This window comes from Streptomyces sp. Xyl84, from assembly GCF_059731885.1.
On sequence record NZ_AP029182.1, the window covers coordinates 6,802,399 to 6,823,973 of the forward strand.

General features: G+C 74.1%; 16 protein-coding genes. 8 read left to right on the forward strand and 8 right to left on the reverse strand.

Going from position 1 to position 21,575, the window contains the following annotated elements:
• Positions 1-66: 66 nt before the first annotated feature.
• The 6 genes from AC6I72_RS29645 to AC6I72_RS29670 all read right to left on the reverse strand — a co-directional run bounded on the left by AC6I72_RS29645 (position 67) and on the right by AC6I72_RS29670 (position 7,279).
• A complete protein-coding gene (locus AC6I72_RS29645; protein WP_498004199.1) occupies positions 67-1,317 on the reverse strand; it encodes an MFS transporter in 1,251 nt (416 codons plus the stop codon).
• The gene (locus AC6I72_RS29650) at positions 1,295-1,846 is read right to left on the reverse strand and encodes a GNAT family N-acetyltransferase (protein WP_498004200.1); all 552 of its coding nucleotides are present in this window, start codon (positions 1,844-1,846) and stop codon (positions 1,295-1,297) included. Before AC6I72_RS29650 ends, AC6I72_RS29645 begins: the two co-directional genes overlap by 23 nt.
• On the reverse strand, positions 1,843-3,060 hold the full coding sequence (locus tag AC6I72_RS29655) for a type III PLP-dependent enzyme (RefSeq protein WP_498004202.1): 1,218 nt from the start codon (positions 3,058-3,060) through the stop codon (positions 1,843-1,845). Before AC6I72_RS29655 ends, AC6I72_RS29650 begins: the two co-directional genes overlap by 4 nt.
• Positions 3,057-4,388 (reverse strand): DUF6271 family protein, encoded by a 1,332-nt coding sequence (locus AC6I72_RS29660; protein WP_498004203.1) that lies wholly within the window; start codon positions 4,386-4,388, stop codon positions 3,057-3,059. The genes AC6I72_RS29655 and AC6I72_RS29660 overlap by 4 nt, the downstream gene beginning before the upstream one ends.
• Positions 4,385-5,416 (reverse strand): phytanoyl-CoA dioxygenase family protein, encoded by a 1,032-nt coding sequence (locus AC6I72_RS29665; RefSeq protein WP_498004204.1) that lies wholly within the window; start codon positions 5,414-5,416, stop codon positions 4,385-4,387. The genes AC6I72_RS29660 and AC6I72_RS29665 overlap by 4 nt, the downstream gene beginning before the upstream one ends.
• 378 nt (positions 5,417-5,794) lie before the next feature.
• Positions 5,795-7,279 carry a glycoside hydrolase family 3 protein gene (locus AC6I72_RS29670; protein WP_498004206.1) on the reverse strand — a complete coding sequence of 495 codons (1,485 nt, stop codon included), beginning with the start codon at positions 7,277-7,279 and terminating at the stop codon, positions 5,795-5,797.
• A gap of 476 nt (positions 7,280-7,755) precedes the next feature.
• Here AC6I72_RS29670 and AC6I72_RS29675 point away from each other — a divergent pair, with 476 nt between their 5' ends.
• The 4 genes from AC6I72_RS29675 (at position 7,756) to AC6I72_RS29690 (ending at position 12,435) form a co-directional block, all read left to right on the forward strand.
• The gene (locus tag AC6I72_RS29675; RefSeq protein ID WP_498004207.1) at positions 7,756-8,520 is read left to right on the forward strand and encodes a GntR family transcriptional regulator; all 765 of its coding nucleotides are present in this window, start codon (positions 7,756-7,758) and stop codon (positions 8,518-8,520) included.
• Between the two features lie 103 nt (positions 8,521-8,623).
• Positions 8,624-9,976, forward strand: a complete 1,353-nt coding sequence (locus AC6I72_RS29680) for an AAA family ATPase (protein WP_498004208.1) — start codon at positions 8,624-8,626, stop codon at positions 9,974-9,976.
• 264 nt (positions 9,977-10,240) lie between these two features.
• On the forward strand, positions 10,241-10,654 hold the full coding sequence (locus tag AC6I72_RS29685) for a hypothetical protein (protein WP_498004209.1): 414 nt from the start codon (positions 10,241-10,243) through the stop codon (positions 10,652-10,654).
• A gap of 452 nt (positions 10,655-11,106) precedes the next feature.
• On the forward strand, positions 11,107-12,435 hold the full coding sequence (locus AC6I72_RS29690; protein ID WP_498004211.1) for an MFS transporter: 1,329 nt from the start codon (positions 11,107-11,109) through the stop codon (positions 12,433-12,435).
• Positions 12,436-12,533: 98 nt separating this feature from the next.
• On the opposite strand, the gene AC6I72_RS29695 is transcribed toward AC6I72_RS29690, so the two are convergent.
• Together AC6I72_RS29695 and AC6I72_RS29700 are read right to left on the reverse strand one after the other, a co-directional pair.
• Positions 12,534-14,081 (reverse strand): MFS transporter, encoded by a 1,548-nt coding sequence (locus AC6I72_RS29695; RefSeq protein WP_498004854.1) that lies wholly within the window; start codon positions 14,079-14,081, stop codon positions 12,534-12,536.
• Positions 14,082-14,197: 116 nt separating this feature from the next.
• Positions 14,198-14,884, reverse strand: coding sequence for a TetR/AcrR family transcriptional regulator (locus tag AC6I72_RS29700; RefSeq protein ID WP_498004212.1), 687 nt, complete (start codon positions 14,882-14,884; stop codon positions 14,198-14,200).
• Positions 14,885-15,113: 229 nt separating this feature from the next.
• Between AC6I72_RS29700 and AC6I72_RS29705 the strand changes: the two genes are divergently transcribed.
• The 4 genes from AC6I72_RS29705 (at position 15,114) to AC6I72_RS29720 (ending at position 21,572) form a co-directional block, all read left to right on the forward strand.
• Positions 15,114-16,562 (forward strand): MFS transporter, encoded by a 1,449-nt coding sequence (locus tag AC6I72_RS29705; protein WP_498004213.1) that lies wholly within the window; start codon positions 15,114-15,116, stop codon positions 16,560-16,562.
• Positions 16,563-16,654: 92 nt separating this feature from the next.
• Positions 16,655-18,277, forward strand: coding sequence for an FGGY family carbohydrate kinase (locus AC6I72_RS29710; RefSeq protein WP_498004214.1), 1,623 nt, complete (start codon positions 16,655-16,657; stop codon positions 18,275-18,277).
• A 71-nt stretch (positions 18,278-18,348) separates the two neighbouring features.
• Positions 18,349-20,022: a glycerol-3-phosphate dehydrogenase/oxidase gene (locus tag AC6I72_RS29715; RefSeq protein WP_498004215.1), complete on the forward strand. Its 1,674-nt coding sequence runs from the start codon at positions 18,349-18,351 to the stop codon at positions 20,020-20,022.
• Positions 20,019-21,572, forward strand: coding sequence for an FAD-binding oxidoreductase (locus tag AC6I72_RS29720; protein WP_498004216.1), 1,554 nt, complete (start codon positions 20,019-20,021; stop codon positions 21,570-21,572). The genes AC6I72_RS29715 and AC6I72_RS29720 overlap by 4 nt, the downstream gene beginning before the upstream one ends.
• Positions 21,573-21,575 lie beyond the last annotated feature (3 nt).

A 21,575-nucleotide genomic window follows, 5' to 3' on the forward strand; every position in this document is an offset into this window, starting at 1 on the left:
GGCCCGGTCCGTGAAGGGTGACCGGGGCCCACCGGTGAGGACGCGCGCACCCGGGGCGAGCGGGGGCTACTCCGCGGCCGCCGGGTGCTTCGCGTCCTCCGTGGCGGCCGGCGGCTCCTCCGCCGGCCGCGCGAGGGTGCTCCACCGGATGCGGCCGGCGGCGAGGGAGACGATCAGGGCCGAGACCGCCACCGCGGCCATGCCCGGCACCAGGCCGCACCAGCCCGCGATGAAGCCGATCAGCGCGGGACCGATCAGGAGCCCGGTGGTCCCCATGGCGGCCACCAGCGCCAGCGCGTCGGAGCCGCGGGCGGCCGCGGCCACGTAGACGCACGGTGTGACGGCGGCGGCGCCCAGGCCCACGCAGGCGAACCCGATCAGCGTCGGCACGACCCCGCCGGCCGCCAGCGCCAGCGCCAGCCCGACGCCCGCCACGGCACTGCCGGCCCGGACCACCCGCCCGTCGCCCCAGCGGCTGCGCCAGCGGTCGGCGAAGACACGGGCCAGCAGCATCATCACCGAGACGACGGCGATGCCCATCGGCGCGACGCTCGCCGACGCCTCGGCGACCTCCTTCATGTACAGGGCGGACCAGTCGTTCATGGCGCCCTCGGTGATGGTGCCGAACACCATGGCGCAGCCCATCCACAGGGTGGCGCGCGCGGGCAGGCTCAGCGCGCCGCGGCGGCGCCCGGTCCGCTTGCCCCCTCGCGGTGCGTCCGGTTCGCCCGCCGGGGCCTGCTCGGGCTCGTCGAGCAGGCCCCGCCGCGCGAAGGCGAGGAGCAGCAGCAGGAGGACGACGGCGACGGCGAAGTGCGCCGTGACCGCGGTGGTCACCAGGTTGACCCCGGACGCCAGGAGCGCGGCGCCGAGCAGGCCGGCGCTGAAGGTCGCGTGCAACTGGGACATCACGGTGCGCCGGAACCGCTTCTCCAGCGCGGCGCCCTGGGCGTTCATGGCCACGTTCAGCGCGCCGACGGCCACCCCGTCGCAGCAGATGATCAGCAGGGCGACCGGGTAGTCGGGTGCCTTCGACAGGGCGGCGAGGAGCACCGCGAGGCACAGGCCCGAGAGCAGGGACAGCCGCCGTGAGCCCAGCCTGCGCATCAGGTGGGAGACGAGCGGGAAGGAGACCGCGGCCCCCACCCCGCACGCCATCAGCAGCAGCCCCAGCTCCTGCTCGGACAGGTCGAGCCGGCTCTTGAGGGAGGGCAGCCGCGAGGTCCAGGTGGCGTACTGGAAGCCGAGGAAGCAGAACAGCGCCGCGACGGCCCATTTGGCGCGGTTCGACTCGTCACGGACGCGGAGCACCCTCATCACCGGGCACCTTCCTGTTCGAGGGTCTGCCCGCGGGCACCCTGGTTGACATGTACAGTGCTCCGGTGCCGTAGCCGGGCGGGACCTCGACGTCGGGGCGGGGCCGGTAGCCGTGCCTGCGCCAGAAGCCCTCCAGGCCGGCGACGGCGACCAGCGACATCCGCTCGTAGCCCTGGTCGGCCGCGACGGCCGTGAGGTGGCGCACGAGCCGTCCGCCCAGTCCCCGGCCGCGGACGCGTTCGCCGACGACCAGGTCGTGCAGGTGGAGGTTGCGGGTGCGGTGAGCCGCCCGTTCCGGTGCGCTCAGGTCCGGGAAGGCCGACTCCGGGTAGGGCAGGGCGAGGACGTAGCCCGCGATCCGGTCGCCCGCATCGAGGACGAAACACGTCTCCGGGGAGACGCGTCCCCGGGACTCCAGCGCGGCCTGTCCTTCGGTGAGGCCGCTCCCGTCGTACGCCGCGGCCTCCAGGGCGGCGATGCCGGGCCAGTCGGCGTCGGTGACGGCGCGTACGCGCGGCGGCTTTCTCACGTCGGCCCGCCCCGTCCGGCGGACTCCTCCGGTGCGTCCGGCCCCTCGCCCGTCCAGGTGTGGGGCAGCGGACGGAACCCGTTGAAGCCCTGGGTCGTGTAGCTGGCGGCGTAGGCGCCGGCCGACAGGATCCACACCGGATCACCCGACGCCAGGTCCTCGGGGACCGGCGTGCGGTGGCCGTCGGCGCCGTAGGCGTCGTCGCTGTCGCAGGTCGGACCCGCGACGACGGCCGGCACCCGGGCGGCGCCGGTGTGCCCGGGGAAGACCAGCCGGTGGCAGAGCTGGTCCATCTCGTAGAGCCCGTTGAACTTGCCGCAGCTGAGGTACAGCCAGCGCGCGAGGTGGCCGTCCGGCTGCCGGCGTGTGGTGAGCCGGTACACGTGCGCGCGGACGGCGCCGTGGTCGGCCACCAGGTGGCGGCCCGGCTCCATGACGAACGCGAGGGGCCGGGAGCTGATCTGCCGCAGCCGGTCCATGCCGTCCCGGACGACGGCGAACACCTTGTCCAGCGGGGGTTCGAGCGGGCGGCCGTGCCGGTCCAGGTAGCCGAGCGCGGGCAGGCCGCCCCCCAGGTTGACGTGGTCCGGGGCGATGCCCCGCCGGGCGAGCGCCACAACGACGTCGGCGAGCAGGTCGCAGGCGTCCCGCCAGGCCTCGGCCGTCATCTGCTGCGAGCCGACGTGCACGGACAGGCCCGCGGGCACCAGACCGGCCGCGCGGGCCGTCTCCAGCACCCGGACGGCGTCCTCGCCCGAGCAGCCGAACTTCCGGCTCAGTCCCCACAACGCGCCCTCCCCGCTGGTGGCGAGGCGGCAGAAGACGCGGGCGCCGGGCGCGTGCGCGGCCACGGCCGCCACGTCCTGCGTGCTGTCGGTGGCGAAGGTGCGCACCCCCAGGCGGTGGGCCTCGGCGATGCCCGCGTCGGACTTGACGGTGTTGCCGTAGTGGATGTGCTCCGCGGGCGCGCCCGCGGCCAGGGCCTGCGTGATCTCGGCGGGGCTCGCCGCGTCGAAACCGGCGCCCTCGGCCGCCAGGCACCGCAGCACCTCGTCGACCGGGCACGCCTTCATGGCGAACCGGACGCGGACGCCGGGCAGTTCCTCCAGCAGGCGCCGGTACTGGTCCCTGATGCCGGCGAGGTCGTAGACCAGGCGGTCCGAGTCGGCGGCGGCCAGGGCGCGGGACAGCCGCGCCGGTACGTCCGTGCTCACCCGCTCGTGCCCCCGGTCCCCTCGCTCCGGGCCGCGCGCACCAGCGCCGCCCAGGAGTCGGTCAGCAGGGCGAACTCCTCGATGTCGCGCTCCGCCTCGTCGAGCAGCCGCTCGCGGTGCGCCACCAGTGACCGGGCGAACGCCTCGTACCGGCCGCCGAGTTTGCGGTAGGCGGTGTCGATCCGGTCCAGGCGCCACCGGTTCTCGGCCCGGTCCAGGCGGGTGCTCTCGCGCAGGAGAGCGGAGACGACGTCCGCCCGTACGTGCTGGTCGGCGTCGAGCAGGGCGGGGCCCGCCGCCGCCATCCGGTCGTAGACGAAGTGGAAGTAGAGCATCGACAGCAGGAACTTCACGAACCGGGTCTGGTACTGCCGGAAACCGGCGTCGGTGCGCCGGTGCGGCGTGTAGAAGTTCTCGATGTGCCGGTTGTGCAGGACGCCGGGCAGCGTGGCGTCGTGCACCAGGTGGATCAGGAAGTAGTCGCTGCCGATGGTGTCGGTGGCCGGCGGCAGCGGCACCCGCTCGTACACCTCGCGGCTGAAGCTGATGTTGCACATGTCCACCCGCATGGGGTCGACCAGGGTCAGTGTCGAGCGGTCCCCGGTGAACGGGGCGGTGCCGGCGCCCCGGAAGGACTCCTCGACCAGTTCCCGCTTGCTCTCCTCGGACCAGTGGGCGGGCGCCCACAGACTCACGACCTCGTGGTGCACGGCCTCGTCCAGCTCGGCCATCTCGCCGATGTCCACGGACAGTTCGCCGATGAAGGAGGCACCGGCCATCGCCACCGGACGCCGGGCGTGGGCCGCGTCCAGGACGGTCTCGGACACCTCGTGCGCCACGTGCGCGGCGGGGCGGCCGAGCGCGGCCACCTCGTGGTGGACCGGGTGGACGGGAGCGCCGTCCAGTGTCTGGTAGGCGCTGTCGGAGTCCCGGCGGTGCACCGACCGGCAGCCCAGGGCGGCGGCGATCAGGAAGGCACGGTCGGTGCAGGCCCCGTAGGAGACGGCGGACGGAAGCAGGAGGGACAGCGTCCGCTCGGGCTCGGCGGACCCGGCCCGCCGGATCACCCGCTCCAGGAAGGCGCGCTGCTCCTCCTCGTCGAGATGGTGGGTGACGACGCCCGGCACGGCGGGGAGCGCCGCCATGACCCGGGCGTGTTCGGCGCGGGCCGACTCTTCGCTGGAGTCGAGGACGAGCAGGTGGACCTCGACGCCGAAGCGGCGGGCCGCGTAGGCGGCCTCCCCGGCGACGGCCGTCAGGGTGGCGGAGCACGCCCGGTTGGTGGGCAGTGCCAGACAGATCCGCTCGGGTGCGGCGGTCCCGCTCACGCGGCGCTCCCGTCACCGCTCCACGAGTCCAGCCCGAGCAGCTTCCTGCCCAGGCCGTTGAGGGTGGCGGGCCCGTACCGGTCGGCCTCGGGCCGCACGGCGTCACCCAGCAGCGTCGGGTTCCAGTCGGGGGTGCTGAGCGTGCGCCACGACTCCACGCGCGAGCGCCGCAGTTCCTCGTGCTCCTCCAGCGCGGGCATCATGGACAGGTACTGGGCGGCGCGCACACCCCGCTCCGAGACGTTGGGCGCCACGCCGTGGGCCAGCAGCCCGTTGAAGATGAGCAGGTCGCCGGCGCGCAGGTCGGGCCGCACCACCGGGAAATCGGTCCGGTCGACCGCCGGACGGATCGGGTCGCGGTCGCGCGGCTGGCCGATGCGCCACTCCTCGAACCGCTTGAACAGCTCGGGCGCGCACTGGAAGCCGCCGAGCGCGGGGTCGGTGTCGTTGAGCGCGAGGATGCCCTGCACCCGCTGCGGCAGCACGGCCAGTGTGGTGTCGACGTCCCAGTGCAGCTCGATGTCGAAGCCCTCGTCGGTGGGCGCGATCAGGGAACGCGAACGGTTCCCCCGGTTGGGCGGGTTGAGGTTGAGCCGGTCGAGGGTGACCCACAGTTCCTCGCAGTCCCAGACGTCGACGAAGGCGTCGTAGACCCGCTGCGTCTGCCGGTTGTCCCACAGGAGCTGGTGGTGGTACGCCTCGACGAAGCCGTAGACGTGCAGGTCGCGGTCGAGGTCCGAGCGGAACGCGCGCTCCTCGTACCAGGTCTCGGGGCGGTCCGGGTCCAGGCCCTGGAACTCCCAGGCGAACTCCAGCAGGTTCCTGGCCGCGTCCGGCGCGACGGCGCCCCGGACGACGACGTAACCGTAGGACTGCCAGAAGGCGAAGTCCTCCTCGGACAGCACGCGCAGCGGACGGGACTTCTCGATGTCGCGCAGCGGTGTCTGCGCGAGGTAGGTCTCGCCGTCCGCGCTGAAGTAGGGGCGGGCCGAGGGAGCGCGATGCAGATGGGGGGTGGATGCCGGCATGGAATCACTCCAGGGCGTGTGGTTCTTCAGTGGCCGAGCGGCCGGAACCCGGCTCTGCGCGATGATCGAGCCGAGGCACTCTCAAGTTGGACTAGACCACTTGTGGTGTCAACGCGGGGCCGCCGAAGCTGCCCCCAAGTGCCTCTCAAATGCCGGTTACCGGACGTGCACCGGCGGCGCGGACGAGCGGGCACGCCGAAGGGCGGGCACGGCGAAGGGCGGCGCGGGTGTCCGCGCCGCCCTTGGTGCCGGTGGGGTGCCTCCTCCGGGGCCCGTGGGGCCCTTGGCGTGCCGGTGTCCGCCCGTGCCGGCCCGTGCCCTTCCGCGCCGGCCGGTGCCGCTGCCGGTCCGGGGCCGCCCGTGCCGCGCGAGCCCGTCTCAGCCCGCGACGATGCGCTCGGCGGCGGCCACCCCGCACACCCGGGCGGCCCCGTGCGTGGCGATGTGCACGGCACCGCGGGCGGGGGACTGGGGTACGCCCATCTCGACCACGACCGTGTCCGGCCGGGCGGCGAGCAGCGCGTCCAGGCCCGACCGCATCCACGCGTGGCGGTGCTCGTCGCGCACCACCGCGACGATCCTGCGCCCGCCCGCGGCCGCCAGGGCCGCCCGGCCCGCGTCCGGGCCGGTGAAGGTGCCCGTCGTGGTGCCCGGCAGCAGCCGCTCCAGCTCCGCACCGACGCCCCATGGCGTCTCGTGGCCGACGGCGATGTTCGGGGCCGGGTTGAACGTGGCGACGTAGACCGGCCGGTCGACGGCCTGTGCCGCGCCGGCGCGGGTGACGGCCAGCGCGCGGCGGGCCGCGACGAGCCCCACCTCCGGGTCGGCCTCGACGGTGGCGCCGCTGCGCGCCCGCGCCGTCCACCGCGCCAGCTCCCGCACCCGGGCGGCGGCGTCCGCCAGCCGCTCCTCGGGCAGTTCACCGGAGCGGACGGCGGCGACCAGAGCGTCGCGCATGGTGAGCACCGTGCCCTCGTCGCACAGCCCGCCGCCGACGCAGATCGCGTCGGCGCCCGCCTCGATGGCCAGCACGACGCCGTGCTCCAGGCCGTAGGTCCGCGAGATCGCCTGCATCTCGATGCCGTCGGTCACGATCAGGCCGTCGTAGCCCAGTTCACCGCGCAGCAGCTCGGTGAGGATGCGGCGCGAGAGGGTGCCCGGACGTTGCGGGTCCAGTGCGGGCACCAGGATGTGCGCGCTCATCACGGCCCGCGTACCGGCCTCGATGGCCGCGCGGAAGGGGACCAGCTCGCGCTTGCGGAGCGTGTCCTCGTCGACGTCGATGCGCGGGACGGCGTGGTGCGAGTCGACGTTGGTGTCACCGTGGCCGGGGAAGTGTTTGGTGCAGGCGGCGACGCCGGCGGCCTGCATGCCCTGGACGTAGGCGGCCGTGTGCCGGGCCACGAGGTCGGTGTCCGCGCCGAAGGCCCGTACGCCGATCACCGGGTTGCCCGGGTCGGCGTTGACGTCGGCGGACGGCGCCCAGTTGAGGTTGACGCCGCACTCGGCGAGGCGGCGGCCCAGTTCGCGGGCGACGCGCCGGGTGAGCCCGGGGTCGTCGACGGCGCCGAGCGCGTGGGCGCCCGGGAAGGCGGAGCCCGTCCGCACGTCGAGGCGGGTCACGTCCCCGCTCTCCTCGTCGATCGCCACCAGGAGGTCGTCGCGCTCCGCGCGCAACCGGGCCGTCAGCTCCGCGACCTGCTCCGGTGAGGCGACGTTGCGGCCGAACAGGGCGACGGCGGCCAGCCCTTCGCCGATGCGGCGGTGCACCCAGTCGGGTGCGGTGGTGCCGGCGAACCCCGGCTGCAGCACCGCGAGGGCGTCGCGGGCGAGGGACTCGTTGCCGGTGGCACTCATGGTCATCGGGGGCGTCATCCTTTCGCGGCGCCGTCGCTCGGACCGCGCTCACAGCCTTGCCTTGCGGGTGAGGTGAAGGACCGGGAACGGCACCCCGGGCGCAGGGCCGCCCGGTCGCCGGCCGCCGCCCGGTGGGTCACCGGGGACGGTGTCCGCACCGCCTCGTCCTGGACGTGCGGCACGGCCCCCTCCTTCAGGTGATGCGCCGGCGTACGCCCCTCGGGTCCGGCCCGCGCAGCCCACCCTCGCGCTGCGACCGGGGATCCGGCACCGATTGGTGTAGACCTTCACCGGGGAGCTTGGCCTAGACTTTTGCCCGGCGTCAAGGCGGCCCGGCGGACCCGGCCGGCCCGTCGCGCGGTGGTGCGGGGCGACGCGGCCCCGGCCCCGCCGCCGGTGCACGCCCCCTCTCATCTGGACTGGACCAATGGCGAGTTGAGGGCTATAACGGGAGGCCGGTGAGACGGCCGGGAAGGCGGGCCGTGACCAACGTTGTCAGCAGCGCCCGACACGAGCGGCCCCAGCCGGGCCGCCGCGTGCGGGTCCCCACGTACTACCGCATCAAGCAGCACGTTCTGGAAATGACGGAGGCGCTGGTGCCCGGCTCCCGTATGCCCGCCGAGCGATTACTCGCCCTCCGGTTCGACGCCTCGCGCACCACCGTCCGGCTCGCCCTCCAGGAACTCGCGAGGGAGGGCCGGCTCGACCGGGTGCACGGGAAAGGCACCTTCGTGGCCCGGCCCAAACTCCGACGTACTCTCCAACTCACCTCCTACACCGAGGAGATGAGCGCCCAGGGCCTGCGGCCCGCCACCCGGATCCTGGACATCGGCGAGACCGGGCCGGACGCACGGCTCTCCCGGCTGCTCGGCCTCGGCCCCGGCGAACGCGTCCTGCGCGTCGAACGGCTGCGCCTGGCCGACGGCGAACCCACGGCCCTCGAGACCACCCACCTGCCCGCCCGCCGGTTCCCCTCCCTGCCGCAGTCGCTGGCGGCCCACGGCTCCCTGTACACCGCACTCACCGAGGACCACGGCGTGCGCCTGGCAGAGGCAGAGGAAACCATCGAGGCCGCCGTCGCCACCCCGCGCGAGGCCGCCCTCCTCGCCACCGACGTCGGCCTCCCGATGCTGCTGCTCACCCGCCACACCCGCGACGCCGACGGCCTCCCGGTGGAATGGACACGCTCCGTCCACCCCGGCTCCCGCCACACCTTCACGGTGCCCCTGACACGTCCCCGGCGCTGAACCGCCCGCCGCGCCGGACCCACGTCCCCCCAACTCCCCGCCCCCGCAGCCCCACCACACCGATCCAGGGATGTCATGACAAGCACGACGAGATGGGCATGACGTGACCGACACCACCACACTGGAGGCGCTCGCCGCGACTCTGGTCCACGCCCGGGAGGCGGCCTGCCTCACCCAGGAGGACCTGGCCCGCCGGTCCGGACTGAGCGTACGGGCCATCCGCAACCTGGAGACCGGACACACCGCCCGGCCCCGCAAGCAGTCCCTGCGCCTGCTCGCCCAGGCACTCGGCCTGCCGCCCGCGGACGTCGGACGCCTGCTGCGCACCCCCCGGCCCGAACACCGCCCCGGGCCACGGCCCGTGGCCCTCTCCGCGGAACTCCCCGCCGCCCCCCGCCCCCGCCTGGCCGGCAGACAGCCTCTCCTGGACCGGCTGCACGCCCGCCTCGTCGCACAGGAACACCCCGACCGCGGGCGGCTCGCCGTCGTGGTGGGGCCGCCGGGCGCCGGAAAGACCGCACTGATCCTGCGCGCCGCCCACACCGTGCGCGCCCGCTTCCCCGACGGCCAGGTCTTCGTCGACCTGCACCCGGCGGGCGCCGCCCCGCTCACCCCCGACCGGCTCGTCCGCCGCGTCCTGCGCTCCCTGGGCGGTACGCCCGACACGGACGGCCCGGAGGAAGCCGGCGCACGACTGCGCGACGTCCTCAGCAGGCGGCGCGTCCTCGTCGTCCTCGACAACGCCGCCACCGAGGCACACATACGCCCGCTGCTCGTCGACGACGTGCGCAGCGCGGTCCTCGTCGCCGCCCGGCGCGAACTGCCCGCCCTGCCGGAACAGTTGACGCTCCGGATCGGCCCACTGGACCGGCCCGACGCCCACCGTGTGCTGGAGGACCTGGTCGGCACCGCGCGCACCCGGGCGGAACCCTCCGCGGCCCTGGACGTCGTGGAGTCCTGCGCACGGCTGCCGCTGGCCCTGCACATCGCCGGCCTGTGGCTCACCACCCGCCCCCACCGCTCCCTGCGCGACCTCGCCCACCGCCTGGCCGACGAGGAGCAGCGCCTGCGCTTCCTGCGCGTGGGGGACCTGTCCTTGCAGGACAGTGTCGCCGCCTACCACCAAGGGCTGCCCCCGCAGGTCACCGCCGCACTGGAGCGACTGGCGGCGCTGCGCGGCGACTTCGGCACCGACGAGGTGACGGCCCGCGTCACACCGTCGAGGGAACACGCCGCCGACCTCCTCGACGAACTGCTCCACCGCCAGGTCACCCATGTCAGCGCCGCCGACGGCGCGGGCGGGACCCGCTACCGCCTGCACGACGCCGTACGCCTGTACGCGGCCCACTGTCTCACCGGGCCGCCCGGCCACACCGCGAGGACGGCCCCGCCCGCCCTGCCCCGGCAGCGCACCCCGCAGCGTCGCAGGGACCCCCGGCTGCACGCCGCCACCTGAGCGGGACGGACGCCGAGAGGGGGGCGTACGCCGGCCGAGGCGCCGCCGCGCGGCCTTCCGTACGTGGTGATCCGGGGCGGCTGCAGAGGCGGGGCACGGGCCCCGGGAGCAGCCCGGGGCGAAAGCCGGAGAGCATGCCGACGTATTACGGCATATCGCCACGGAACTCCCCGGCCTTCCGTCATACTCGACGCGTCATCCCCCCACGAGGCCGTGCCGGGACCGACCCGCGTCGCGGCCTCCGGCACCCCTGTGGAGCACACGATGCGCATGCAGCTCGCGGCAGGTCTCGGCACCCTGGTGCTCGCCGCCGCCACGCTTGTCGGCCAGGCCGCGACCGCCGGGGCCCAGGCCGCCGCGGACCCCACCAGCCACTTCGACGTCCCCTACGGCAACACCTACACCCGGGGCACCCTGACCTGGCACAACCGATCGGTGACCATCTCCGGTGAGCACAAGTCCGTGAGCCCGACGTCCTGCCGGACGACCTGGCTGACGACGTACAGCGGCACGAAGCCCCTCGGGGCCGACGGCTACCGCCCCTCCGTGTGCAACGCGTCGGCGAAGTTCACCTTCTCCGTCGTCGCCGGCGCCCCCGGCGGGGCCACCCGGGTCAAGGTCTGCCTCGACCACAAGGGCATCGAGGACCTCGCCTGCAAGTACTACAGGCGCCCCTGACCGCCCCGCTCGCCGGCGCCCCTGACCGGCCTCCCGGACTGGCGCCTGTGACCAGTGCGCGTGACCAGGGCCCCTGACCGGCTCCCGCGAACCCGCCGTGTCCCGGCGGGTCTTGACCCGTCACCGGCACCCCCTGATATGGTCCATCCGATTCCCGGGGCCGCACTCGACGGCCCCCGGACCCGGCCTCACCGAGCCGTCGCGGACCTCACCGCCCTCGTATCCGACGAACCACCGCCCCTTCGGGCGCGTTCCTCGTGCTTCCGGCGTACGCGACAGCGACCGGCCCCCGACCGACGGGCGGCCACGGCAGGCAACCCGCACAGCACACCCCACCCGGCGACCGCCCGGTGGGGTTTCGCTGTTTCTCCACCCGGCACCGCCCGCCGAGCGCTGCCGGTCGACCACCAGTCCGCCGCGGCCCGGCCGCGGCCCGCCCTCCGGGAGCCCGTATGACCTCCACCTCGCCCCAGCGACCACCGGCAGAACCCACGCAGGACGGAGCCCCCACCGCGTCCGGCGGTGCGGGAGCGGACGGCGAGCCGCCGCGGGAGGTGCTGGTGCCGCTGCGCCGTCTTGCCGGATTCCGCTGGTTCTGGATGTCGCGCGCGGTCTCCGGGCTGGGTTCCGCCGTGACGGCGGTGGCCCTGCCCGTGCTGACCTTCCAGGAGACCCGCTCACCGCTGCTGGTCTCGCTCGTCGCGGCGGCCGGGACCCTGCCCTACGTGGTCTTCGGACTGATCGCGGGTGCCGTCGCCGACCGGACCGACCGGCGGCGGCTGATGATCGCCACCGACTGGCTCAACGCGGCCTGCCTCGCCTCGGTCCCGCTCGCCGCGGCCCTCGGCGTGCTGACGGCCGGTCACCTCCTGGCCGTGGCGTTCGCCTCCGCGGCACTCGGGCTCTTCTTCGACGCGGGCGTCTACGGATTCGTCCCCGACGTCGTCGGCAAGGACGGTCTCGCGGCCGCCAACAGCGCCCTGTACGGCACCGAGACCGTCGTCCGTATCGCAGGCAACGCGCTGGCGGGGGGCCTGATCCTGCTCTTCCGGCCCGCCGGCACCCTGGCCCTGGACGGCCTGTCCTTCGCCGTGTCCGCGCTGCTCATCAGGGCCGTCTCCCGCACCGCGGGACGCCCCGGCGCACCGGCGGCGCCGCGTGTCGGGTTCCGGGAGTCCGTAGGCGAGGGCCTCCGCTTCCTGCTCGGTCACCCCACGCTGCGCGTCATGACTCTGGTCGGCACCCTCCAGTCGTTCTCCGGCGGGGCCATCGTCGGCCAGCTCGCCGTCTTCGCCGACCGGGTGCTGGGCATCCACGGGTCCGACGGGCGGATCGGGCTGCTGTACATGGCGTGGAGCGCCGGGGGCATCGGCGGGTCCGTGCTGCTGCCCCGGCTGCGGCGCCGCTTCGCCGCCTTCCCGCTGCTGCTCGGGGTGCTGCCGGTGGGGGCGGTGCTCGGCCTGGTCGTGGTGCGCACCTCCGACTGGCGGGTCGCCCTCCTCGCCCTGGCCGCGTGGGGATCGGCGTACCTCGTGGTCCTGGTGAACACGATGACCTACTCCCAGGAGGTGACCCCGCCCGGACTCCAGGGGCGGGTCAACACCACCCGCCGGACGCTCTCCTCGGGCCTGGGCGTGCCGCTCGGCGCGCTGGTGGCGGGCACCCTCACCGTCCGCGCCGGCGTCCAGGCCGGGATGTCCACCGCGGTCGTCGCGATCGCCCTGGCCGCGGCCGTCGTCTGGGGCGTCCACGCGCGCCGGTGGACACGGCCGCGGACCTAGGCTCGCGTTCGGATCACCCCGGGCCCGGGAGGTCCGGCACCGCACGACGCAGGGGGCGGTGCGTCCGGCACCGCCCCCGGCGTGGATGCGACCGCGGATCAGCCGACCGGCGTGGCCGCGTTGGACTCCTCGGCGAGCCGTTCCATGCCGCTGGTCGTCTTCAGCGGCTTCTCCTTGAGGAACACGACCGTGATCAGCGCCAGCAGCGCACAGGGCGCGGCCACCAGGAACAGGTCGGCGGTGGCGACCCCGTAGGCGTGCTCGACGATCGAACGCATCGGGCCGGGCAGGGACTTCATGTCCGGCACCCCGCTCCCGCCGCCCTGGTGCTGACCCGCGGGGGCCGTGACGCCCGCCGCTTTGAGGCCCTTGGCCAGCTCCGTGGTGACCCGGTGCGCGAGGATCGCGCCCAGGACGCTGGTGCCGACCGTGCCGCCCATGCTGCGGAAGAAGGACAGCACCGAGGTGGCGGCGCCCAGCTCGGCGGCCGGCACGTCGTTCTGCGCGGCCAGCACCAGGTTCTGCATCAGCATGCCGACGCCGATCCCGAGCACCGCCATGTAGAGGCTGAGCAGGGCGAAGGGCGTGTCGGCGTCGATGGTGGACAGCAGGGCCAGGCCGACGGTCATCGTGACCCCGCCCGCCACCAGGTACCGCTTCCACCGGCCGGTCCTGCTGATCACCTGACCCGCGACGGTCGACGACACCAGCAGGCCGAGGATCATGGGCAGGCTCATCAGACCGGCGACGGTCGGCGACTTGCCCAGCGAGATCTGGAAGTACTGCGAGAGGAAGACCGTACCGCCGAACATGGCGACACCGACGAAGAGGCTCGCGACCGTCGTGAGCGTCACCGTCCTGTTGCGGAAGATGCCGAGCGGGATCACCGGCTCCGCGGTGCGCGCCTCCACGAAGACGGCGGCGACCAGCAGCAGCGCTCCGCCGCCGGTGAGCGCGGCAGTCTGCCAGGAGGCCCAGTCGAACTGGTTGCCCGCCAGCGAGACCCAGATGAGCAGGGCGCAGACACCGGCCACGATGAGGAGGGCACCCAGGAAGTCGATCCTCACCTCGCGCCGGACGGTGGGCAGGGTCAGCGTGCGCTGCAGCAGCACGATGGCCAGCAGTGCGAACGGCACGCCGATGAAGAAGCACCAGCGCCAGCCCAGCCAGGAGGTGTCGACCAGGACACCGCCGATCAGCGGCCCGGCCACCGTGCCGACCGCGAAGACGGCGCCGAACATGCCGGCGTACTTGCCCAGCCTGCGCGGCGGGATGACGGAGGCCATGACGACCTGGGCCAGCGCGGTCAGGCCGCCCGCGCCGATGCCCTGCACCACCCGGCTGAAGATCAGCAGACCCACGCCGTGGGAGAAGCCGGCCAGCAGCGACCCGACGACGAACATGCTGAGCGACAGCTGGAGCAGCAGCTTCTTGTTGTAGAGGTCCGACAGCTTGCCCCACAGCGGCACCGTCGCCGTCATGGACAGCAGCTCGGCGGTCACCACCCAGGTGTACGCGGACTGGCTGGCACCGAGGTCGGCGATGATCGTGGGCAGGGCGTTGGACACCACGGTGCCCGCCAGGATCGCCACGAACATGCCGGCCATCAGGCCCGACATGGCCTGGAGTATCTGACGGTTGGTCATGGCGGTGGGAGACGCCTCGGCGGGCGCCGGTGGTGAGGTCACGACAGCTCTTTCGACACAGGTGAACGGGTGGAGCGGGCAGGAAGGGACGGCCCCGCGACCGGGCCGGGCAGGCGCTACGCCGGGGCGCCGGGCGCCGGCGGCGTCGGCAGTCCCGCGGCGAGCAGTGCGAAGACCTCGCGGAAGACGTCCGCGAAGGCGGCTTCCTCCTGGCGGGAGCACCAGTGCTCCACGCTGACCCGCACGGCGGCGCTCGCGATGGCGGCCACCAGACGCGGATAGAGGTCGAGGGGGGCGGGCGGGTCCTCGGGGTCCCCGGCCGGGCGGCCGGGCGAGCCGGCGCCCGCGGCCAGGCGCGCGGCGACGGCCTCGGCGAGCCGGGTCTCGTACGCCATGTGGGCCCCGAGGCTGCGGACCAGGAGGTGCGGTGCGGCGTGCAGGACGTCGACGTGCAGGGTCCACAGCTCGTGCTGCTGCTCGACGCCCACCAGCTCGGCCGCCACGGCGTCGCGGACGGCCTCCAGCGGGGAGAGCGCGGCGGGGGCGTCGAGCACGGCGCGCCGGACCCGGGTGCCGGCGTCCGCGTCGAGGATCAGGAAGGCGTCCTCCCGCGACTCGAAGTAGTTGAAGAACGTACGCACGGACACGCCCGCCGCGGCGCTGACGGCCTCCACGGTGACCTTGTCCACCCCGTGCTCGGCGGCCAGCCGTACGGCGGCCTCGGTGAGAGCGGCGCGCGTCGCCCGCTTCTTCCGCTCACGCAGTCCGCCCCCAGCGGTCTCTTCCTTCGCCACAATGTGCATGGTATGCAAAAATGCAGAGCATGCAAATTGGAGCGGGGGCCGTCGGCCGCTCCCGTCCCTCCCGCACCCTTGACGCCGCCACCGCTTGTCCTTAACGTCATCTCTGCTTCCGCCGGACTTCCCGCGGAGCTTGGGCAGGCACAGACAAAGACCACCTGTCGGTGGTCTCGTCGTGCCTGCTTCTCGTGTGCCGCGTACCGCCGACGGGTCTTCCCCTAAAGGCGGACTCATGGCACAACGTCCGGGCGTCAACGGCGTCGCCGACGTCGTGGCCCTCATCGACGGGCTGGGAAGAATTTCCGGCCGGGCGAGGGTCATCTGGTACCTGGTCTTCGGCGGGCTGTTCCTCGACGCCTATTCCAACGCGGCGTTGAGCGCGGGACTCGGGCCGATGACGGCGCAGATGGAGCTGAGCAGCACCCAGGTGTCGGTGCTCACCGCCACCGCCCCGGCGCTGGCGATCGTCTTCAACCCGCTCGGCGGCTGGCTCGCCACCCGTGTCGGCCGGGTCCCCCCGCTGCTGCTGGCGAAGGTGTTCGCCCTGGCGGGCGCCCTGCTGGCGGCCTTCGCCGGCGGCTTCACCACCGTCTGGTTCGGCCGGGTCCTGGTCGGCGTCGCCTACGGCGTCGACTTCGCCGTCGCGATGGCACTGCTCGCCGAGTACACCCCCAGGAGGCTCAGCGGCCGCCTCAACCTCTGGCAGGCGGTCTGGTATGTCGCCAGTACCGGCAACCTCGCGCTCGCCCTGCTCTTCTTCCACCTGGACGCCGGCTCCGACATCTGGCGCTGGTCCGTCGGCTCGGCCGGTGCCATCGCCCTCGCGCTGCTCGCCGCCCAGGCCCTCATGCTCGCCGAGAGCCCGGCCTGGCTCGCCGGCGAGGGACGGCTGGAGGACGCCGTCCGCAGCCTCGACCGCGTCTACGGCATCAAGGCCGCCGCGGGCACACCCTCCGGGCCCGCGCACCCCGAAGGGGGGCGGACCGGCGCCGGGACGCGCCAGGTGAGCGTGCTCTTCAGAGGCGCCTACCTGCCGCGGACCGTGCTGTCGTCGGTGATCTCGCTCGGGCAGTCCATGCAGTACTTCGCCGTCGGCTGGTACCTGCCGCTCATCAGCCTGGCGATCTTCGGCGAGAGCTTCGAGAAGGCCACGGTGGGGTCGATGGTCTTCAACGCCTTCGGCATCGTCGGCGGTCTGGCCTCCGCCTGGTGCGGGCGCAGGCTCGGCCTGCGGCTCAGCTCGGCCGCCGGTTTCGCCGGGGTGTTCGTGGCCCTCGTCCTGATGGGAGTGACGTTCAACAAGGTGCCCACGGCCGTGGCGTTCCTCCTGCCGGTGATCTTCATCCTGTGCCACTCGGCGGGCCCCGGCGCCAACGGCAAGTCGATCGCCGCGCTCTCCTACAGCAGCGACGTACGGGCCCTGGGCACCGGTGTCACCGGCATGGTCGGCAGCTTCGGCAGCGTCGTCGGACTGTACGTCTTCCCGCAGATCAAGGACTCGCTGGGCCTCGGGCACACCTTCCTCGTGCTGTCCGTGGTGCCGTTGCTCGGCCTGATCACCTGTCTGATGATCAAGTGGGACCCCATCAGGTCCGGGCAACCCGCCCGGGGCGCGGGCACCGGCGCGACCGGCCCCGCCGCCTCCGCCGCCCCCGAGGCCACCACCGCCTCCACCGGCTGACCCGCGGATCCGGCAGGACGGCCGGACACCCACCGCCCCAGGCCGGCAGGAGCGTACGCAACCGTACGCAGCACGAGGAAAGAGCCGCACAGATGCAGACGTCACCGCCCCGCGTGCCCACGGGCCGCGCCGTGCTCGCCCTCGACGAGGGCACCACCGGCACCCGCGCCGGACTCGTCCTGGAGGACGGCAGCGCCCGCCACGTCCGCTACCGGGCGATCGAGGTCAGTCACCCCGACGACCTCTGCGTCGAACAGGACCCGGTGGAGATCTGGACCGCCACCCTCGACGTGGCCCGCGAAGCCGTCGCTCTCGCCCGCCGCGACGGCGTCACCGTCAGCGCCGTCGCGCTCAGCACCCAGCGCGCCACGGCCGTGCTGTGGGACGCCGGCACCGGTCTGCCGCTGCTGCCCGCCGTGGTGTGGCAGGACCGCCGCCACGCCGCCGGACTCGCCGGCCACGCGCCCGCCTGGGACGGAAAACTGATGAGCCGTCAGGGGCGCCCGGTGGGCTCGCGGTCCCCGTTCCTGTGGGCCGCCCGCCAGATCGCCCGCCACCAGGAGGTGGCCGCCGCGCACCGCGCCGGCCGCCTGCGGTTCGGGACCGTCGACACCTGGCTGATGTGGCAGCTGACCGGCGGCGCCGTGCATGCCACCACGCCGACCAACGCCGCCTCCACGGGCGGTTACCTGCTCACCGGGCACACGTGGGACGAGGAGTGGATCGACGCGCTCGGCTTCCCCCTCGACCTGCTGCCCAGGCTGCTGGACGACGACGCGGTGTCCGGCGAGAGCGACCCGTCCGTGCTCGGCGTCCGGGTGCCGGTGGCCGCGTCCATGGGCGACCAGCACGCCGCGCTCGTCGCCCTGGGCGGCCTGGCCGCCGGGCAGGGCATGGGCATGTTCGGCACCGGCGCCTTCGTCGACGCCGCCACCGGCACCGCACCCGCCCTGCCCCGCGCCGACATCGCCGGGGTCGTCGCCCAGCCCGGCCGCCGCCAGGGCGGCACCACCCACTACAGCCTGGAGGCCTACACCTCCACGGCCGGCTCCGCGCTGCGCTGGCTCTGCGAGGACCTGCGGCTGTTCGCCTCCCCCGGTGAACTGGGCGAGGCCGCCGCCGGCGCCACGGCCCGGCCGGGCGCCGGACCGCGTTTCGTGCCCGCCTTCGCCGGGGTCCGCACGCCCCTGTGGCGGCCGGGGGCCACCGCGGCGCTGACCGGACTGACCCTGGGCACCACCCGCGCCGACCTGGCCCGTGCCGTGCTCGACGGCATCGCCCACTCCGTGTGCGACCTCGTCGACGGCGTCGCCGGCACCCTCGGCGCCCCGCTCAGCCGGCTGCGCGTCGGCGGCGGGGTGTCCGGCAGCGACCCCTTGATGCAGACCCAGGCCGACCTGACCGGCCTGGCCGTCGAACGCGTCGCGGACTCGGCCACCGCCAGCCTGCGCGGTACCGCCTACCTGGCCGGTGTGGCCCAGGGGCTGTGGTCCTCGCTGGAGGAGGTCGTGGAGGCCCAGCCCCGCGGCCGGATCTTCGAACCCGCCCTGAGCAGCGCCGACCGCGCCGCCCGCCGCGCCGACTGGCGCGCGGTGCTCGGCCACCACCTCGACACACCCGGACACCGGCCCGAGACACCCGGACCCGACGCCCCCGGACACCCCCTCGAAGCACCCGGGAAGCCCGGCCCCACCGCTCGTCCCGCCCCCCACTGACGGCACTCCGCACGCCCGTCACGCGCGGACCGCCGCCGGCCCGCGCACCGAACCGCCCAGGAGTTGATGTTGTGATCACCATGCCCGCCCGGAAACCGCGGCGCTCGGCCGCGGCGACCCGCCGGACCCCGCTGCTGCTCGACCGCGCGGCGGCCAGGCGCCGGCTGGCCGACGACACCTACGACGTCCTCGTCGTCGGCGGCGGCATCACCGGCGCCTACGCCGCCCTCGACGCCGTCTCCCGGGGTCTGCGCACCGCGCTGATCGAGAAGGACGACTTCGCCTCCGGGACCTCCTCGAAGTCCTCGAAGATGGTGCACGGCGGCCTGCGCTACATCGAGCAGGGCAACGTCAACCTGGTCCGCCACTCCCTCCTCGAACGGCACCGCTTCCGCAAGAACGCGCCCCACCTGGTGCACCGGCTGCCGTTCCTCTTCCCGGTCCTGGAGAAGGAGGGCGTGTTCGACGCCCGCCTCGCCAAGGGCTTCGAGGGCCTGCTGTGGACGTACGACCTGGTGGGCGGCTGGCGCATCGGCAGGCTGCACCAGCGGCTCACCGTGCCCGAGGTGCTCGCGCAGGCCCCCACCCTGCGCGCCGAGAACCTCAAGGGCGGCCTGCTGTACTTCGACGCCCGCACCGACGACGCACGCCTGGTGCTGACCGTCGCCCGCACCGCGGCGGCGCTCGGCGCCACCGTCCTCAACGGCGTCCGCGCCGACGGACTGCTGATGCGGGGCGGCAGGGTCGCCGGGGCCAAGGTGTCGTCCGACGGCGACACCTTCGACATACGGGCGCACGCCGTCGTCAACGCCACCGGCGTGTGGACCGACGCACTCGACACCGAGGCCGACCCCGGCCACACCCCGCAGGTGCGGCCCGCCAAGGGCGTCCACATCGTTGTCCCCTGGGACAGGCTGCGCATCAACTGCACGGTCACGGTGCCGATCCCCGGCCGCGCCCGCCGCGCCACCTGCACCCGCTGGGGCGACGCCGTGGTCCTCGGCACCACCGACGAGGACTACCAGGGCTCACCGGACGACGTGCACTGCACCCGCCAGGAGATGGAGTTCCTGCTGGAGGGCGCCAACACCGCCTTCGAAAGCAAGCTCACCCCGGACGACGTGGTCGGCTCCATCGGCGGGCTGCGCCCGCTGGTCGGCGGCAAGGAGGGCGCCACCCTCGACATGCGGCGCGACCACCACATCACGATCGGCCGCACCGGAATGGTCACCGTCACCGGCGGCAAGCTCACCACCAGCCGCCACATGGGCGAACTCGTCATCGACAAGGTGATGACCGTTCTCGGCCGCAGCGCCCGCAGCCGCACCACCCACCTGCCGCTGCTCGGCGGCGCGGGATACGACGCCGAGGCCCAGGCCGCCTCCGGCGGACTCGCCGCCCACCTCGGCGAACGCTACGGCACCGAGGCCCGCTTCGTCGGCGACCTCATCCAGCAGGACCCCACCCTCGCCGAACCCGTCGTCCCCGGCCTGCCCTACACCCGCGCCGAGGTCGTCTACGCCGCCCGCGCCGAACTGGCCCGCTCCGTCGACGACGTCCTCTCCCGCCGCACCCGCGCCCGGCTCTTCGCCCGCGACGCCTCCGCCGACGCGGCCCGGGCCGTCGGTGAACTCCTCGGCGCCGAACTCGGCCTGACCGACGCCCAGATCGAGCGCTCCGTCGCCGACTACCTCTCCTCCGTCCGTCACGAACGGTCCGTCCTCCTCGAAGGGTCAGCAGCATGATCAGCCGTCAGACCATCACCCACCCGTTCAACCGCGGTACCTACACGGTCGGCGCGCCCAGCCCCGCGAAGTGGGCCCGCACCACACCGGTCGGCGACGGTCCGGCAGCCCTCCAGAACGACCCGGTCGCGGTACCGGACAGCGTCGTCGAGGCGCTGCGCGGCGCCGCCCGCGCCGTCCACACCGAACGCGCCGAGGTAGTCGCCCGCACCCGCGACTGGTGGGCCGGATCCATGATCGGCGAGACCGAGGGCCGCCCCGCCACCCCCGACGCGGTGATCGTCGAGGCCGCCGACGCCGGCCAGGTCGCCGCCGTCCTGCGCATCTGCCACGACGCCGGCGTCCCCGTCACCCCCTCCGCCGGACGCTCCAACGTCACCGGCGCCGCACTGCCCGTCTTCGGCGGCGTCGTCCTCGACCTGTGCGGCCTGGACCGGATCAACGGCTTCGACGCCACCTCGAACATCGTCGACGTCCAGGCCGGCATGTTCGGCGACCTCTTCGAGAAGCAGCTCCAGGAGGAGTACGGCGTCACCACCGGCCACTGGCCGTCCGCGTTCGCCCTGTCCACCGTCGGAGGCTGGATCGCCTGCCGCGGCGCCGGACAGCTCTCCACCCGCTACGGCAAGATCGAGGACATGGTCGTCGGCGTCGACGTCGTCCACGCCGACGGCACCCGCGCCACCTACGGCGACTACTCCCGCGCCGCCGTCGGCCCCGACCTGCGCCAGCTGTTCATCGGCTCCGAGGGCACCCTCGGCGTCATCGTCTCCGCCCGCCTCCGCGTCCACCCGCTGCCCGAGTACGCCCGCGCCCTCGCCTACGGCTTCGACACCTTCGCCGAGGGCCTGGACGCCTGCCGCGCCATCATGCAGCGCGGCGCGACCCCGGCCGTGCTGCGCCTGTACGACAAGCTGGAGTCCGGCACCCACTTCGGCCACCCGGACACCAACCTGCTGCTCATCGCGGACGAGGGCGCCCCGGCCGTGGTCGACGCCGCCATGGACGTGGCCGCGGCGGTCTGCTCCGCCCACGGGCCCGAACTCGACTCCGAGGCCGTCTTCGCCCGCTGGCTCGACGAGCGGATGCTGGTCGGCAAGTCCTCCGACGGCTTCACCCCCGGCCCCGGCTTCGTCGCCGACACCCTGGAGACGGCCGCCTCCTGGACCGGCCTGCCCGCCATCTACGACGAGGTCGTCGCCGCCGTCGAGGCGGTGCCCGGCACCCTCGCCGCCTCCGCCCACCAGTCCCACGCCTACACCGACGGCGCCTGCGTGTACTTCTCGCTGCGCGGCGACGTGGCCCCCGAGGACCGGCGCACCTGGTACCGCGCGGTGTGGGACGCCGCCAACGCCGTCCTCGTCGAGCACGGCGCCGCCCTCAGCCACCACCACGGCTGCGGACTGCTGCGCGGCCCCTACGTCGCGGACTCCCTCGGCGCGGGCTTCGCCGCGTTCACCGCGGTCAGGGCCGCCCTGGACCCGGCGGGCATCCTCAACCCTGGCAAGCTGGGCCTGCCCAGCCGCTTCGGTACGTCGCCGCTCTCCTGACCC

Bases quoted from the DNA above. Each gene is read 5' to 3' on its own strand.
- AC6I72_RS29705 (WP_498004213.1), top strand. From the start codon at position 15,114: ATGGCACAACGTCCGGGCGTCAACGGCGTCGCCGACGTCGTGGCCCTC.
- AC6I72_RS29670 (WP_498004206.1), bottom strand. From the start codon at position 7,279: ATGACCATGAGTGCCACCGGCAACGAGTCCCTCGCCCGCGACGCCCTC.
- AC6I72_RS29720 (WP_498004216.1), top strand. From the start codon at position 20,019: ATGATCAGCCGTCAGACCATCACCCACCCGTTCAACCGCGGTACCTAC.
- AC6I72_RS29700 (WP_498004212.1), bottom strand. From the start codon at position 14,884: ATGCACATTGTGGCGAAGGAAGAGACCGCTGGGGGCGGACTGCGTGAG.
- AC6I72_RS29710 (WP_498004214.1), top strand. From the start codon at position 16,655: ATGCAGACGTCACCGCCCCGCGTGCCCACGGGCCGCGCCGTGCTCGCC.
- AC6I72_RS29685 (WP_498004209.1), top strand. From the start codon at position 10,241: ATGCGCATGCAGCTCGCGGCAGGTCTCGGCACCCTGGTGCTCGCCGCC.
- AC6I72_RS29695 (WP_498004854.1), bottom strand. From the start codon at position 14,081: ATGACCAACCGTCAGATACTCCAGGCCATGTCGGGCCTGATGGCCGGC.
- AC6I72_RS29690 (WP_498004211.1), top strand. From the start codon at position 11,107: ATGACCTCCACCTCGCCCCAGCGACCACCGGCAGAACCCACGCAGGAC.
- AC6I72_RS29645 (WP_498004199.1), bottom strand. From the start codon at position 1,317: ATGAGGGTGCTCCGCGTCCGTGACGAGTCGAACCGCGCCAAATGGGCC.
- AC6I72_RS29665 (WP_498004204.1), bottom strand. From the start codon at position 5,416: ATGCCGGCATCCACCCCCCATCTGCATCGCGCTCCCTCGGCCCGCCCC.